14 protein-coding genes, 1 tRNA gene and 1 riboswitch are annotated in these 14516 nt (G+C 69.6%); of the genes, 6 read left to right on the forward strand and 9 right to left on the reverse strand.

Annotated elements, in window-relative coordinates:
* Positions 1 to 140: 140 nt before the first annotated feature.
* Positions 141 to 1730, reverse strand: a complete 1590-nt coding sequence (locus ACZ7NC_RS08815) for an MFS transporter (protein WP_471486183.1) — start codon at positions 1728 to 1730, stop codon at positions 141 to 143.
* A 52-nt stretch (positions 1731 to 1782) separates the two neighbouring features.
* Positions 1783 to 3186, reverse strand: a complete 1404-nt coding sequence (locus ACZ7NC_RS08820; protein WP_471486185.1) for a DUF445 domain-containing protein — start codon at positions 3184 to 3186, stop codon at positions 1783 to 1785.
* A 197-nt stretch (positions 3187 to 3383) separates the two neighbouring features.
* On the opposite strand from ACZ7NC_RS08820, the gene ACZ7NC_RS08825 reads away from it, so the two are divergent.
* Entirely contained in the window at positions 3384 to 4721 is a 1338-nt protein-coding gene (locus tag ACZ7NC_RS08825) for an SGNH/GDSL hydrolase family protein (RefSeq protein WP_471486186.1), read from the forward strand.
* A gap of 25 nt (positions 4722 to 4746) precedes the next feature.
* Here the strand turns inward: ACZ7NC_RS08825 and ACZ7NC_RS08830 are convergent, their stop codons facing one another.
* From ACZ7NC_RS08830 to ACZ7NC_RS08845, 4 genes are read right to left on the reverse strand one after another with little or no spacing between them, the layout of a single operon-like run.
* Positions 4747 to 5610, reverse strand: coding sequence for a DUF1707 SHOCT-like domain-containing protein (locus ACZ7NC_RS08830; RefSeq protein WP_471486187.1), 864 nt, complete (start codon positions 5608 to 5610; stop codon positions 4747 to 4749).
* Positions 5611 to 5643: 33 nt separating this feature from the next.
* Positions 5644 to 6651 (reverse strand): ABC transporter ATP-binding protein, encoded by a 1008-nt coding sequence (locus tag ACZ7NC_RS08835; protein ID WP_471486188.1) that lies wholly within the window; start codon positions 6649 to 6651, stop codon positions 5644 to 5646.
* A gap of 9 nt (positions 6652 to 6660) precedes the next feature.
* Positions 6661 to 7482, reverse strand: a complete 822-nt coding sequence (locus ACZ7NC_RS08840) for an ABC transporter permease (protein WP_471486190.1) — start codon at positions 7480 to 7482, stop codon at positions 6661 to 6663.
* Complete coding sequence (locus ACZ7NC_RS08845; RefSeq protein WP_471486191.1) at positions 7475 to 8275, reverse strand: ABC transporter permease; 801 nt, start codon at positions 8273 to 8275, stop codon at positions 7475 to 7477. The genes ACZ7NC_RS08840 and ACZ7NC_RS08845 overlap by 8 nt, the downstream gene beginning before the upstream one ends.
* Positions 8276 to 8508: 233 nt before the next feature.
* Between ACZ7NC_RS08845 and ACZ7NC_RS08850 the strand changes: the two genes are divergently transcribed.
* Positions 8509 to 10884 carry a transglycosylase domain-containing protein gene (locus ACZ7NC_RS08850; protein ID WP_471486193.1) on the forward strand — a complete coding sequence of 792 codons (2376 nt, stop codon included), beginning with the start codon at positions 8509 to 8511 and terminating at the stop codon, positions 10882 to 10884.
* A 10-nt stretch (positions 10885 to 10894) separates the two neighbouring features.
* Here the strand turns inward: ACZ7NC_RS08850 and ACZ7NC_RS08855 are convergent, their stop codons facing one another.
* The 3 genes from ACZ7NC_RS08855 to ACZ7NC_RS08865 all read right to left on the reverse strand — a co-directional run bounded on the left by ACZ7NC_RS08855 (position 10895) and on the right by ACZ7NC_RS08865 (position 12135).
* The gene (locus ACZ7NC_RS08855) at positions 10895 to 11215 is read right to left on the reverse strand and encodes a DMT family transporter (protein ID WP_471486194.1); all 321 of its coding nucleotides are present in this window, start codon (positions 11213 to 11215) and stop codon (positions 10895 to 10897) included.
* 36 nt (positions 11216 to 11251) lie between these two features.
* Positions 11252 to 11322, reverse strand: a riboswitch (guanidine-III (ykkC-III) riboswitch).
* A 75-nt stretch (positions 11323 to 11397) separates the two neighbouring features.
* On the reverse strand, positions 11398 to 11700 hold the full coding sequence (locus ACZ7NC_RS08860; RefSeq protein WP_451620872.1) for a GroES family chaperonin: 303 nt from the start codon (positions 11698 to 11700) through the stop codon (positions 11398 to 11400).
* A 105-nt stretch (positions 11701 to 11805) separates the two neighbouring features.
* A complete protein-coding gene (locus tag ACZ7NC_RS08865) occupies positions 11806 to 12135 on the reverse strand; it encodes a DUF3618 domain-containing protein (RefSeq protein ID WP_471486195.1) in 330 nt (109 codons plus the stop codon).
* A gap of 95 nt (positions 12136 to 12230) precedes the next feature.
* On the opposite strand from ACZ7NC_RS08865, the gene bcp reads away from it, so the two are divergent.
* The 4 genes from bcp (at position 12231) to ACZ7NC_RS08885 (ending at position 14478) form a co-directional block, all read left to right on the forward strand.
* On the forward strand, positions 12231 to 12698 hold the full coding sequence (gene bcp, locus ACZ7NC_RS08870) for a thioredoxin-dependent thiol peroxidase (RefSeq protein WP_471486197.1): 468 nt from the start codon (positions 12231 to 12233) through the stop codon (positions 12696 to 12698).
* A 359-nt stretch (positions 12699 to 13057) separates the two neighbouring features.
* The gene (locus ACZ7NC_RS08875) at positions 13058 to 13720 is read left to right on the forward strand and encodes an HNH endonuclease signature motif containing protein (protein ID WP_471486198.1); all 663 of its coding nucleotides are present in this window, start codon (positions 13058 to 13060) and stop codon (positions 13718 to 13720) included.
* Positions 13717 to 14388, forward strand: a complete 672-nt coding sequence (locus ACZ7NC_RS08880) for an HNH endonuclease signature motif containing protein (protein WP_471486199.1) — start codon at positions 13717 to 13719, stop codon at positions 14386 to 14388. The genes ACZ7NC_RS08875 and ACZ7NC_RS08880 overlap by 4 nt, the downstream gene beginning before the upstream one ends.
* 15 nt (positions 14389 to 14403) lie before the next feature.
* Positions 14404 to 14478, forward strand: a tRNA-Leu gene (locus ACZ7NC_RS08885).
* Positions 14479 to 14516 lie beyond the last annotated feature (38 nt).

Below are 14516 nucleotides of genomic sequence, written 5' to 3' on the forward strand. Positions count from 1 at the left end.
TCCCGGCTCCCGGCTCCCGGCTCCCGGCTCCCGGCTCCCGGCTCCCGGCTCCCGGCTCCCGGCTCCCGGCTCCCGGCTCCCGGCTCCCGGCTCCCGGCTCCCGGCACGAGGGTAGCCGGGTCCGGTCCGGCCCCTTCCGGCTACGCCCCCGTCGCCCCGGTCGTCCCCGCCGCCCCGGTGGGTCCCGTGGATCCGGTGGCGCCCGTCGCTCCGGAGACCCCCTTCGCCCCAGGGCCCCCGGCGGCCCGAGCCGCCCGCACGCCCGCGCGAGCCGGCTTGGTGACCGCCGTGAGCGGTCGGGCGATGTCCTCCAGCGACCGGCGTTCCGCGCGCACCGCGAGGAACGCCGCGACCAGGCCCGCCAGGCACATCAGGGCCGCACCGATCTGGAAGGCTATGACGGTGTCGCCGACCTTGCCCGTCCCGGTGAGGTCGGCGAACAGCAGCGGGCCGCTGATGCCGCCCGCGGCGGTGCCCAGGGCGTAGAAGAAGGCGATGGACATCGCGCGGGTCTCCATCGGGAAGATCTCGGAGACCGTGAGGTAGGCGCTCGAAGCGCCGGCCGAGGCGAAGAACAGGACCGCGCACCAGCAGGCCGTCATCGTGGTCGCGTTGAGCGCGCCCTGGTCGAACAGCCAGGCCGTGCCGAACAGCAGCAGGCCCGAGAGCAGGTAGGTCGACGAGATCATGACGCGTCGGCCGACCGTGTCGAAGAGCTTGCCGAGCAGCAGCGGGCCCATGAAGTTGCCGACCGCGATGACCGCGAAGTAGTAGCCGGTGTCGCCGGTCGGCACGTCGAAGAACGTGGCCAGGATCGCGCCGAAGCCGAAGGTGATGGCGTTGTAGAGGAACGCCTGGCCGATGAACAGGGAGAAGCCGAGGAAGGCCCGCCTGCGGTACTTGGCGAAGACGGTGCGCCCGATCTCCAGGAACGTCACGCTCCGGCGCTGGCTGATGGTGATCTCGCCCTCGGGGCGCGGCAGCGGCTCCTCCCGCCCGGCCGCCACCTTCCGCTCGATGGCGGACACGATCCGTTCCGCCTCGTCGTCGCGGCCGTGGATCAGCAGCCAGCGCGGGCTCTCCGGGACATGCCGCCGGACCAGCAGGATCACCAGCGCGAGGACGGCGCCCAGCGCGAACGTCAGCCGCCAGCCGATGTCCGCGGGCAGGATCGCCGTGTCCAGCGCGACGATCGCCAGCAGCGAGCCGGCGACCGCGCCCAGCCAGAAGCTGCCGTTGATCATCAGGTCGACGCGGCCGCGGTACCGCGCCGGGATCAGTTCGTCGATCGCGGAGTTGATCGCCGCGTACTCGCCGCCGATGCCGAAGCCGGTCAGGAAGCGGAACAGGAAGAACCACCAGGTGTCGAACGAGACCGCGGTGAGGGCCGTCGCCGCGAGATAGACCGCCAGCGTGATCATGAAGAGCCTCTTGCGGCCCCATAAGTCGGTCAGGCGCCCCCAGAACAGCGCGCCCAGGCAGGCACCGGCCACGTACAGCGCGGCTGCCAGGCCGGTGACCTGGCCGGAGGTGATCGGCAGTCCGCTGCCGGGCTCGGACAGTCGGGGGGCGATGCTGCCGACGACCGTGACCTCCAGGCCGTCGAGGATCCACACGGTGCCGAGACCGATCACGATGGTCCAGTGCCAGCGCGACCACGGGAGGCGGTCGAGGCGGGCGGGGATGTCGGTCGTGACGGTACGGCCGGTCTCGGCCTGCGCGGTGGTCATGGGCTCCCTCCTCGTCGAGCGAACCCCGGCCGGGTGCCCTGATGGGCCGGCCCTACGCCCCCAGCGCTCGCGACACGGTGTAGATCAGCAGTCCGGCGAGCGAGCCCACGACGGTGCCGTTGATCCGGATGAACTGCAGATCGCGTCCGATGTGCGCCTCGATCTTCCGCGTCGTGTGCTCGGCGTCCCAGCCGGCCACGGTGTCCGTGATCAGGGAGGTGATCTCCTTGCGGTAGGTGGTCACGACGTACACCGCCGCGCCCTCCACCCAGCTGTCGACCTTGGCCTGCAGCCGCGGCTCGACCGCCATGCGGGCGCCCAGCGACAGCAGCGAGGCCCGCACGCGCAGACGCAGCTCGCTGCGCTCGTCCTCGGCCGCCGAGACGATCATCGACCGTACGGCGGTCCACGCGGACGCGATCAGGTCCTGCACCTCGCCGCGCCCCAGCACCTCGCCCTTGAGCCGCTCGACCCGCGCACGGGTGTCGGTGTCGGACTGGAGGTCGGAGGCGAAGTCGGTGAGGAAGCGGTCGAGGGCGCCGCGGGCCGGGTGGGAGGGCATGTCCCGCATCTCGGTGACGAAGCGCAGCAGCTCCTTGTAGACACGCTCGCCGACCCTGCGGTCCACGAACCTCGGGGTCCAGCCGGGGGCGCCGCCCGTGACGGCGTCCATGATCTCGTCGTCGTGCAGGATCAGCCAGTGCTGCGCGCGGGCGACGATCAGGTCGACGGCCCGCTTGTGGCCGCCGTCGGCGACGACCTTCTCCAGCATCTTCCCGATGCCGGGCGCGATCTCCTGGGCGTCGGCCCGACGGGTGATCGCCTCCCCCACCACCGCCTGCACGTCCGAGTCGCGCATCACCGCCAGGGCGCCCCTGAGCGCCGCCGACAGCTCGGCCGTCACACGGTCGGCGTGCTCCGGGTCCGCCAGCCACGCGCCCAGTCGGCTGCCGATGCCGACGGCGCGCAGACGCTGCCGTACGACGTCCTCGGAGAGGAAGTTCTCCCCGACGAACTCGCCCAGCGAGACCCCCAGCTGGTCCTTCTTGTTGGGGATGATCGCGGTGTGCGGGATGGGGATGCCCAGCGGGTATCGGAACAGGGCCGTGACCGCGAACCAGTCGGCGAGCGCGCCGACCATGCCGGCCTCGGCGGCCGCGGCGACATAGTCCGCCCACTCTCCGGCGCCGTGGTGGGAGGTCACCTTGGCGAGGACGTAGACCAGCGCCACGAACAGCAGCAACCCGGTCGCGGTGAGCTTCATCCGCCGTACGCCGCGCTGCTTCTCCAGGTCGGCGGCGGTGAAGGTGTTCATCGCACGTACGGCCGAAGCGGGCACCCGCCGGTTACCGGCGATGCCCGGCCGGGCATGCTGCTCTACGTCGCGTGTTCCCGTTTCATCCAGATTCGTACGTTCCATTCCCCGCTCCACCAGTCCAGGATCCCCCGTACACATTGTCCCTACCTGACCGACTCCTGGAACGAATCAAGAGTTCCCGGCGTCTGTCTGTTGGGGGGAGGTCAGTGGCGAACTCCGGATGAACTCCGGCGGCCCAATGGGGGGTCCGTGCAACTCCCCTCTGCCTTATGACGCATCATTAGGTGATCACATCGGAGCCTCGGGCTCCCATCCGTCCGAGGAGAACGCACCGCATGACCAGGCGAAACGGTTATGCCCTGCTGTCCGCGATCATCGCCCTGATCGTCGCTGTGTCCGCCGCCATATACGTCGGGGTCGCCTCCGACGAGGGCAGCGCCACCAGCAAGAGCACCCCCACCAGGCAAGGTACCCAGCGCGGCCCCGCCGCCCCCGCCTCCACCGGCATCTGGGTCGGCGCCTGGTCCGCCTCCCCGGTCGGAGCCGAGGCCGGGACCGAGGTGCGCGGCATGGCGGGCAGCTCGGTGCGCAACGTCGTGCACACCAGCGTCGGCGGTACGAGTTCCCGCATCACGCTTTCCAATCTGTACGGCCAGTCGGCGCTGACGATCAGCCACGCGTCGATCGCGGTGGCGGCCTCCGCCGGGACCGCGGCCGCCGTCGCGGACACCATGCGGCGGCTGACCTTCGGCGGCAACGCCATGGTCGTCATCCCGCCCGGACAGCAGGTGCTCAGCGACGCCGTGCGCCTGGTGATCCCGGCGGACGCCGACGTCCTGGTCACCACCTACTCCCCCACCCCGTCCGGCCCGGTCACCTTCCATCCGCACGCCCGCCAGATCAGCTTCATCGCCCAGGGCGACGTCACCGAGGACGCGACCGGGGTCGCGTACACCGGGCGGAGCGGGGTCTGGCGCTATCTGACCGCGGTGGACGTCCTCAGCCACGAGTCCGACGGCACCGTCGTGGTCTTCGGTGACTCGCTGACCGACGGCATCACGTCCACCGAGAACACCAACCGCCGCTGGACGGACGTCCTCTCACGCCGGTTGCGCGCGGCGGTGGCGGCCGGCGCGGACGTGCCGCGCTACAGCGTCGTCAACCAGGGCATCAGCGGCAACCAGATCCTCGCCAGCGGCGCCGGCCGCCCCGCGGACAACCAGGCGGGCATCGGCCGCTTCCACCGCGACGTCCTGTCCCGTACCAACGTCAAGGTCGTCGTCATCGACCTCGGCGTCAACGACATCCTGCGCAACCCCGGCCTCGCCGACCCCGACCGTATCCTCGACGGCCTGCGCGCCCTGGTCCGCCAGGCCCACGCCCGCGGCCTGAAGGTCGTCGGCGCGACCCTGATGCCCTTCCAGGGCCACCGCGGCTACACCGACGCCCGCGAGAACGTGCGTCAGCAGATCAACGCGGAGATCCGCGCCGGCAAGGTCTTCGACGCGGTCGCCGACTTCGACGAGGCTCTGCGCGACCCGTACAACCCCCGCAAGTTCCGCCCCGACTACGACTCGGGCGACCACCTCCACCCGAGCGACAAGGGCTACGAACAGATGGCGGAGGCCTTCGACCTGAAGGATCTGAAGGGAGCGGCTCCGGCGGAGCTGTAGCGAAGCGGCGGCGGGACGGCGGCGCTCAGTCCTCGTCCCGCTCGCGCCCCCGCTCGCGCTCCTTCTCCCACCGGTTCCCGCGGTCATCGTGCACATGGCGCCACATGTCCCGATGCTCCTCGAGCATCCCCCGATGCGCCTCGTACCGCTCGTCGCGAACGGCCCCCCGCAGCTCCCGGCGCTCCGCCTTGCGCTCCAGCTTCTCCCGCCGCCGCTCCTCCCGGAGCTCCTGCCGCTGCGTCCGCGTCAGCTTCCGCTCGACCCCGACGCCGCCCCAGAAGGCGAACCCGGTCACGATCACCCGAGGCGCCCCGGGGTCCCCCGGCGCCCCCTCCTCACGGTGATCGAAGCCCCCCATGATCCCGATTCCCCGCACCTCGACCTGGACGCCGGGCGGCACGACCACCTCGATCCCGCCCATGATCGCGACGCAGTTGATCTCGATCTCTCGGTCCGCGAAGTTCGCCTCGCGCAGATCGATCTCCCCGCCGCCCCAGAAGGCGAAGCAGTTGAACCGCTTCGGCGCCGTCCAGCGCCCCTTGCGCTGGAACCCCGACAGCACGGCGACACCCCACGTCGAGGATCCCTCGCCACCGACGATCCGGCCGGCCCAACTCCCGTCCGACGCCTCGGGCTTCTTGACCATGTCGACCTTCGGCACGGCCACCTCGCCGACGGGCAGATCCCGGGTGATCGGCGCCAGATCCCCGTACGTACGAGCCTTGTACGTCGCTTCCAGGCGTTCCTCGAACTCCGCCATGTCGAGCCGCCCCTCCGCGAGGGCGTCCCGCAGGACCTCGGCGACTTGTTCACGATCGGCGTCGGAGGCACGCAGCTCCGTTGCGGGGGGCCTGGGGGGTGTCCCCCCGGAAGGCACAGCGTCGCTCATGTACAGCAGCCTACGAGCAACCCCCGCCCGGGGCTACGAGATCGCCCGCTCGGCCTGTTCGGGCGGGGGTTTGGGGGCGTCCCCCAATGAATGCAGCATTTTGGCGATCACGGCCTCGATGTCCGGCTCCCGCACCGACAGGTCCGCCAACGGATACTCCGCCGCGATCCGCGCCACCAGCACCGCCGCCGACTCGGCCGCCGGGAACGCCAGCCACTGCCGCGGCCCCTCCACCTTCACCACGCGCGCGGGCGGCGCCTCGATCGGCGGCAGCTCCCGCTCCAGGTCGACCACCAGGGTCCGCTCGCTCTCGCCCACCTCGTGCAGCCCGGCCAGCGGGCCGTCGTACATCAAACGACCGTGGTCGATGACCATCACCCGTGAGCACAACTGCTCGATGTCCTGCAGATCGTGGGTCGTCAGCAGAACCGTGGTGCCGCGCTCGGTGTTCAACTCCCGCAGGAACTCACGGACCCTGGACTTCGAGATCACATCCAGACCGATCGTCGGCTCGTCCAGGTACAGCACCTCGGGATCGTGCAGCAGCGCCGCCGCGATGTCCCCGCGCATCCGCTGGCCGAGCGAGAGCTGCCGTACGGGAACGTCCAACAGCGCTCCCAGGTCGAGGAGTTCGACGAGCCGGTCGAGGTTCTCGCGGTAACGGCCGTCAGGGATGCGGTACATGCGGTGCATCAGCTTGTACGAGTCGATCAGCGGCAGGTCCCACCACAGCGTCGTACGCTGCCCGAACACCACCCCGATGCGGTGCGCGAGCCGGGTGCGCTCGCGGGACGGGTCGATGCCTGCCACGCGCAGGCGGCCCCCGCTGGGGGTCAGGATCCCGGTCAGCATCTTGATCGTCGTCGACTTGCCGGCACCGTTCGGCCCGATGTAGCCCACCATCTCGCCGCGCGCCACACGGAAGGAGATCGAGTCGACGGCCCGCACCTGCCGCCGCTCCCGCCTCATGAAGCCGGTCTTCCTGCGCACGTCGAAGACCTTCTCGACACCGTCGAGTTCGATGAACGCCTCGTCCCGCATGCCCTGCCCCTAACTCCCCGTACTCCGATACGACCGCAGCCCGGCCCGCCACGCCAGACCGGCAAGCGCACAGCACGCCGCCGCCACCAGCGGCGAGGCGAAGGCCGTCCACCCGGGCAGGCCGATCGGGTACGGCCGCCCCAGTACATGGGCGGCGGGCACCCAGTTGACGAAGGCGAGCGGCAGCATGAAGGTCGCGCCGCGCACCAGGTCCTTGCCGAACACACTGGGCGGGTACTGAAGCAGCGTCGTCCCGCCGTACGTGAACGCGTTCTGCACCTCGGCGGCGTCCTGCGCGAGGAACTGGAAGGCCGCGCCCGCCACGAACACCGCCGAGAAGATCGCCGCGCCGCTCACCACCATCACCGGCACCAGCAGCACCTTCGCGGCGCTCCAGTCGACGTCGACCGACACCAGCGCCCAGCCCAGCACCAGCGCGCCCTGCGTGATCCGGCCCAGCCGGCGCAGCGCGAAGCGGTCCGCGCCGACCTGCGCGAGCACCGGCGCGGGACGCACCAGCAGCGTGTCGAAGGAGCCGTCGCGCATCCGGGCGCCGAGGACGTCCATCGAGCCGAGCACCAGGTCGGCGATCCCGAACGACGTCGCCGACAGGCCGTACAGCAGGGCGATCTCCGGCAGCGACCAGCCGCCCAGGGTGTCGACCTGCGAGAACATCAGCAGGATCGCCACGAAGTCCAGGCCGGTCACCATCAGGTTGCCGAGCACCGTGACGGCGAAGGAGGTGCGGTAGGTCATGCTGGAGCGCACCCACATCCCGGCGATCAGCCGGTAGGCCCGCAGCCCTTCGAGCAGAGCGCCGCGCTCACCCACCCTGCACCACCACCCGCCGCGTCGCCGCCGACTGCAGCAGCCGCCCCGCCGCCAACAGCGCCACCGCCCACACCGCCTGGAAGGCGAACGCCCCGAGCGGGTCGGTCTCCCCCATCAGCACGTCCGCCGGCATCTGGATCTGCGCCGCCCACGGCAGCGTCCGTACGATCTCGCCGAACACGCCCGGGAAGGCGTTCAGGGGCAGCACCATGCCCGAGAAGAAGATCCCGGTGATCACCAGGGCCTGGCTGACGCCCATGCCGTCCATGAGCCAGAACACGCTCAGGGCGGCCAGATACCGGATCGCGAAGCTGACGACCGCCGCCGGCAGCAGCGTGACCACGAAGGCCGCCCAGGGGGCGACGTCCGTCGGCAGCGCCATCGGGAAGAACAGCGCGCCGAACACGAACGGGATCACGCCCCGCCCCAGCATCTGGAACATCGCCCGCCCCATGTCCCCCGCCAGCCACCAGAGTTGGAGATCGGCCGGCCGGTACAGGTCAACGGCGATCTCACCGGTGCGGATGCGGTCCATGAGGTCCTTCTCGGCGCCGCCGCCCTGGATGGCGAGCGTGGCGTAGAGGCACTGGCCCAGCCACACATAGGTGACGGCCTGCGCCTGGTCGTACCCGCCGAGATGCGGTCTCTCGTCCCACAGGGCCAGATAGGTGTAGACGAGGATCACGCCGAACACGGTGTTGGTGAACACCCCGGCCGCCGTGGCCACCCGGTAGGTCGCGTACCGTCGGAATCCGCCTACGGCGACGGCTGAGTACAACCGCCACGAGCCCATGTCCACAGCCCTCCCCGCCCGCGCCCGGCACCGAAGCGCAGGAGCCTAGTGCGCGGCCGACGGGGGCTGCCAGCCGATTTCCGGCGACCCCGGCGCGAGAGTCAGGTCACTTTCCGAGGACACGCGCGTTTTCCGGGAACGGAGCGCCCGATACGAGAGTCTTCAATGGGGGCGCAGTAGGCGTACGAGGGCGTACGGGAACGTACGACGCGAAACAGGAGTCCGTGTACGACATGAGCGACGAGCCGCAACCGCAGCCGCAGCCGACCGAGAAGCCGAAGCGGCCGAAACGGACGGGCTGGCGGCGCATCATCCCGACCTGGCGCATGGTGCTCAGCACCTTCGTCATCGGCGTCATGCTGCTCGTCGGCCTGTTCGTCATCGGCTACTCCCTGGTCAAGATCCCGCCGGCCAACGCGCTCGCCACCAAGCAGGCCAACGTCTACATGTACGCGGACGGTTCGGTGATCGCCCGCGACGGCCAGGTCAACCGGGAGAACGTCACCCTCGCGCAGATCTCCAAGGACGCCCAGCACGCGATCCTGGCCGCCGAGGACCGGGACTTCTACACCGAGTCCGCCGTCGACCCCAAGGCGATGGTGCGCGCCGCCTGGAACACGGCCACCGGCAAGGGCAAGCAGTCCGGCTCCACGATCACCCAGCAGTACGTGAAGAACTACTACCTGCGCCAGGAGCAGTCCGTCACCCGCAAGGCGAAGGAGTTCATCATCGCGATCAAGCTGGATCGCGAGAAGAGCAAGAACGAGATCCTCGAGGGCTACCTCAACACCAGCTTCTTCGGCCGTAACGCCTACGGCATCCAGGCCGCCGCCCAGGCCTACTACCGCATGGACGCGCAGGACCTCGACCCGGCCCGCGCCGCCTACCTGGCCGCGCTGGTCAACGCGCCCAGCGAGTACGACGTCATCGCCCACCCGGAGAACAGGTCCGCGGCCGTCGCCCGCTGGAACTACGTCCTGGACGGCATGGTCACCAAGGGCTGGCTCAGCGAGTCCGAGCGGGCGGGCATGAAGTTCCCGATGCCGAAGGAGGCCTCGACCTCCACCAACCTCTCCGGTCAGCGCGGTTACATCGTGCAGATCGTGAAGGACTATCTGACCCAGAACAAGATCGTCAGCGCGGAGGAGCTGGAGGCCGGCGGCTACCGGGTCACCACCACCCTGCAGAAGGACAGGCAGGACGCCTTCGTCGACGCCGTCAACGACAAGCTGATGTCCAAGCTGGACAAGAAGAACAACAAGGTCGACAAATACGTCCGCGCGGGCGGCGCCTCCGTCGACCCGAAGACCGGCAAGGTCGTCGCGATGTACAACGGCATCGACTACGTCAAGCAGTACACCCCCAACGCCACCCGCCGGGACTTCCAGGTCGGCTCCACCTTCAAGCCGTTCGTGTTCACCTCGGCCGTGGAGAACGGCTCGAGGACCCAGGACGGCCGCCGGATCACCCCGTACACGTTCTACGACGGCACCAACAAGCGCCCGGTGCAGGGCTGGACGGGCACCTACGACCCGGCGAACGAGGACGACGTCTCCTACGGCGACATCACGGTGCGCGAGGCCACCGACAAGTCGGTCAACTCGGTGTACGCGCAGATGGCCGTCGACGTGGGCCCGGAGAAGGTGAAGGACACCGCGGTCGAGCTCGGCCTGCCCGCCGGCACCCCCGACCTGCACCCGTCCCCGTCCATCGCACTCGGCACCGCCACCGCCAGCGTCCTGGACATGGCGGAGGCCTACGCGACGCTCGCCAACCACGGCAAGCACGGCACGTACACCATGATCGACAAGATCACCAAGGACGGCGCCGACGTCATCGAGCTGCCCGAGCGCAAGACCTCCCAGGTCATCAGCCGTGAGGCCGCCGACACCACGACGTCCGTGCTGCAGAGCGTCGTCGACAACGGCACCGCCACCGCCGCCCAGGCCGCCGGCCGGCCCGCGGCGGGCAAGACCGGTACGGCGGAGGAGGACACCGCCGCCTGGTTCGCCGGCTACACCCCCGACCTCGCCACCGTCGTCGCCGTCATGGGGCAGGACCCGGTCACGGCCAAGCACAAGTCGCTGTACGGCGTGATGGGCCTCAACCGCATCAACGGCGGCGGCGCGCCCACCGAGATCTGGGCCCAGTACACCCAGAAGGCGCTGACGGGGAAGCCGGTCAAGGACTTCGACCTGGAGCTCGCGGAGGGCGCCGACGTTCCCCAGTACCCGACGACCGACCCGACCGACGGCGACGACGGCACGGGCGGCCAGGACAACGGCGGCACCACCGGCGACACGACGACCGGCGGCCAGGACACCGAGGGCCAGACCGGGGGCGAGACCCCGGGCCAGACCGACGGCGGCACGACGGGCGACACGACCGGCGGCACCTCGGACGGCGGCACGACCACCGACGGCGGCACCACCGGCGACACGACCAGCGGCACCTCGGACGGCGGCACGACCACCGACGGCGGCACCACCGGCGACACCACCGACGGAGGAACGACGGGCGACACCACCGACGGAGGGACCGACACCGGCGGAGGCGGAGTGACATCCGGAAACACAGCCGGAACGCTGAGCACGACCCGCCGGCAGTGAGCACCGGAGATCAGTGACCGCTGGTCGCCTTGAGCCCCACCACGGCGACCAGCAGCAGGGACACGAAGAGGATCCGCGCGGCGGTGACGGGCTCCCCCAGCACCGCCATGCCGACCACCGCGGCGCCGGCCGCGCCGACGCCCACCCACACGCCGTAGGCGGTACCGATGGGCAGGGACCTCGCGGCATAGGACAGCAACAGCATGCTGGCGACGATGCCGGCGCCGGTGAACAGGCTGGGGACGAGCCGGGTGAATCCGTCGGTGTACTTCAGGCCGACCGACCAGCCGACCTCGAGCAGACCGGCGACGACGAGCAGGACCCAGGCCATGACAGGCACCTCCGAGACGTGACGACGTTGAGCGGGGGTGCGTCGTCTTTGCGTGGATCCCGGTACGGCGCGTCTCGTCGGGTTCCTTCAAAGCTAGCAAGGAAACGACAAAAGGGGCTGGTGACCATGGTCACCAGCCCCTTTGACCGTCGAACTACAGACGTCGAACTACAGACGTCGAACTACAGATAGAGCCCCGTCGAGTCCTCCGACCCCTCGAACCGGTCGGCGGCCACGGCGTGCAGATCGCGCTCGCGCATGAGCACATACGCGACCCCACGCACCTCGACCTCGGCACGGTCCTCCGGGTCGTACAGAACCCGGTCGCCGGGCTCCACGGTCCGTACGTTCTGCCCCACCGCGACGACCTCGGCCCAGGCCAGCCGACGGCCGACGGCGGCCGTGGCGGGGATCAGGATGCCGCCACCGGAACGCCGCTCACCCTCGGTGGTGTCCTGCCGCACGAGTACTCGGTCGTGCAGCATCCGGATGGGCAGCTTGTCGCCCTGCGTGCTGTGCTCGATTCTGTTGGCGCTCACACCTTGAACCTACCTGCCTTTACCGCCCGCGTACGCCCTCGGGTCCGCCGCTCAGCCCTTGCGGCGCCGCGTGCCCAGAGCGAGCAGCCCGACGAGGCCGACCGCGACCAGTGCCACGGGCACGATGCGCTCCAGCCGGGGCGCGCCCTCCTCGTCGGTGAACTTGGCCGTCATCCCGCTCACGGCCCGATTGACCTCGACATAAGCCCGTCCCAGGGTGTGGTCGATGTTCGAGACGACCTTGGCCTTGGCGTCGCCGACGATCGTCTTCGGGTGCACCCGCACCCCGATCTCGTCGAGCGTCTCGGCCAGCGCTGCGCGGCGGGCTTTGATGTCCGCCTCGATCTGCGCCGGTGTTCTGGTGTCCGACGTGTCCGCCACCGTACGGCCTCCGAAGTGAAGCTGATGCTGTTTCCGGACAGTCTGTCAGCTCCACGCCGGACCGCACTGTCAGGCTCCCCGGTTACGCTGGTTCGATGAGCGAGCGACTCCAGCCGGGGGACGTGGCCCCCGCCTTCACCCTGCCCGACGCCGACGGCAACGAGGTGTCCCTGTCGGACCACAAGGGCCGCAAGGTCATCGTCTACTTCTACCCTGCCGCCCTGACGCCCGGCTGCACCAAGCAGGCCTGCGACTTCACGGACAACCTGGAGCTGCTGGCCGGCGCCGGCTACGAGGTCATCGGTGTCTCCCCCGACAAGCCGGAGAAGCTCGCCAAGTTCCGCGAGCAGGAGTCCCTGAAGGTCACGCTGGTGGCCGACCCGGAGAAGTCCGTCACCGAGGCGTACGGGGCCTACGGCGAGAAGAAGAACTACGGCAAGACCTACATGGGCGTCATCCGGTCCACGGTGATCGTGGACGAGGAGGGCAAGGTCGAGCGTGCCCTGTACAACGTGCGGGCGACCGGCCACGTGGCGAAGATCATCAAGGACTTGGGTATCTGAACGAGATCCACACGTCAGGAGCCAGGTCGGCCCGCCCCGGCACCGGCCTGCGCTCCTCGCTCCAGGCGTCTCCGGCGATCTCGGTTGTGGTCCGAAGCGCCATCGCACCGGCGTTGGCCTGCTGAAAGGCCACCCCCCAAGCCCCCGGATGCAGGGCGACGACGGACCGCTCCCCGCTCACGTTCGGACACGGCGCCCCGTCGACGTCACCGGCGAACGCCCCCTCGAGGCACTCGATGCGGACCACCCCATCCGGATGGGCAGTTGTCCACACCACATAAGCCTGCCGTGACCGGCCGACAAACGGTTCGTTACTCCGTACGGGCTGCGAACGCGTGGCCGGATACGGAGAGGGCACGATGGGGGCCAGTGCGTACACCAAGGAGCGGCTGGAGGAGGCGGCTCGGGGGGCGCGGACGTTGTCGGAGGCGCTCGAGCGGCTAGCGGTGGATCCGAAGAGCTGGAGACGGCGGTACATCCACGAGCGGATGAAGAAACTCGGGGTGGACGTCTCGCACTTCGAGCGGGAGGGGGCCAAGTGGACGAGGCAGGTCCTGGAGCCGGTGGTCGCGGCGTCGACGAGTGTCAACGAGGTTCTGCGGCGGCTCGGGCTCGAAGTGGTCGGGGGTCACCATACGAACATCTCCCGACGTATCAACGCCTACGGCCTCGATACATCGCACTTCACGCCGGTGGTCCGCACTGAGCGACAGCGGAACAATCAGCGCCGCCGCACGGCCGAAGAGATCCTCATCGAGGACACCTCGGCCGGAGCCAAGCGTATGCCGGGCAGCCGGCTCAAGCGGGCGATGCGAGAGCTGGGCGTAGCGGAGAACTGCGCTATGTGCGGGATCGAACCGGTGTGGCTCGGCGAACGGCTTCCTCTCGAAGTCGACCACATCGACGGCAACTGGCGGAACAACCGAATCAAGAACCTGCGGCTGCTCTGCCCCAACTGCCACTCGACGACGGACAGTTACCGGGGCCGGAGCAAGGGACGTTCCGGGGGCTGCACCTCATGACCACCGGCATGGAGTACACCCGCGAGCGACTGGCTGAAGCCGCCGCGCAGTGTTCCAACATCGACGAGGTCATCGCCTTCATCGGCACCAGGCCGTACCGCAATCTTCGTCGGCACCTGTATAAGCGCTTCGAGCACTTCGGCATCGACATCTCACACTTCCCCCGCCGGAGGCGGGCCGGGGAGCCACACCCGAAACCAGCCCCGGAGGAGCTGCGGCGCGCTGTCCGCGAGGCGACATCCATCGCAGGGGCGCTCCGCGCCCTGGGACGACCTCGCACCGGCCAGTTCCGCACCCTGTTCCACCAGTGGGTGATCGAGGACGGCCTCGACACCTCACACTTCCTGGGGCAAGCCCACCAACGGGGCAAACCGAGCTCGACCGCCAAACGCCCGGAGGACGTTCTGGTACAGCACGACGGCAAGTTCCGGACGAAGACCTCGCTCCTACGTCGCGTGCTCCGCGAAGTCGGCGTACCCGAAAGGTGCGCCCGGTGCGGAGTCGCCCCAGAGTGGCTTGGCAAACCCATGACCCTGGAGGTCGATCACATCAACGGGGACTGGAGCGACGACCGGCAGGAGAATCTGCGGTTGCTTTGCCCCAACTGCCACGCGGTCACCAGCACCTGGTGCCGAGGTGGTCAGCGAGCTGTCCGCAGCGCCCAGTAGAGTAGGCAGCGCTGCGGGCCCGTATCCCAGCTGGCAAGAGGACGCCGGTTTAGATCCGGTGTGTCGTGGGTTCGAGTCCCACCGGGCCCACAAACAGGGGCCGTCCTGTAGGGCGGCCCCTTTTTCCG

Source organism: Streptomyces sp. NPDC111802, assembly GCF_055634335.1.

Bases quoted from the DNA above. Each gene is read 5' to 3' on its own strand.
- ACZ7NC_RS08815 (WP_471486183.1), bottom strand. From the start codon at position 1,730: ATGACCACCGCGCAGGCCGAGACCGGCCGTACCGTCACGACCGACATC.
- ACZ7NC_RS08820 (WP_471486185.1), bottom strand. From the start codon at position 3,186: ATGTGTACGGGGGATCCTGGACTGGTGGAGCGGGGAATGGAACGTACG.
- ACZ7NC_RS08825 (WP_471486186.1), top strand. From the start codon at position 3,384: ATGACCAGGCGAAACGGTTATGCCCTGCTGTCCGCGATCATCGCCCTG.
- ACZ7NC_RS08830 (WP_471486187.1), bottom strand. From the start codon at position 5,610: ATGAGCGACGCTGTGCCTTCCGGGGGGACACCCCCCAGGCCCCCCGCA.
- ACZ7NC_RS08835 (WP_471486188.1), bottom strand. From the start codon at position 6,651: ATGCGGGACGAGGCGTTCATCGAACTCGACGGTGTCGAGAAGGTCTTC.
- ACZ7NC_RS08845 (WP_471486191.1), bottom strand. From the start codon at position 8,275: ATGGGCTCGTGGCGGTTGTACTCAGCCGTCGCCGTAGGCGGATTCCGA.
- ACZ7NC_RS08850 (WP_471486193.1), top strand. From the start codon at position 8,509: ATGAGCGACGAGCCGCAACCGCAGCCGCAGCCGACCGAGAAGCCGAAG.
- ACZ7NC_RS08855 (WP_471486194.1), bottom strand. From the start codon at position 11,215: ATGGCCTGGGTCCTGCTCGTCGTCGCCGGTCTGCTCGAGGTCGGCTGG.
- ACZ7NC_RS08860 (WP_451620872.1), bottom strand. From the start codon at position 11,700: ATGCTGCACGACCGAGTACTCGTGCGGCAGGACACCACCGAGGGTGAG.
- bcp (WP_471486197.1), top strand. From the start codon at position 12,231: ATGAGCGAGCGACTCCAGCCGGGGGACGTGGCCCCCGCCTTCACCCTG.
- ACZ7NC_RS08875 (WP_471486198.1), top strand. From the start codon at position 13,058: ATGGGGGCCAGTGCGTACACCAAGGAGCGGCTGGAGGAGGCGGCTCGG.
- ACZ7NC_RS08880 (WP_471486199.1), top strand. From the start codon at position 13,717: ATGACCACCGGCATGGAGTACACCCGCGAGCGACTGGCTGAAGCCGCC.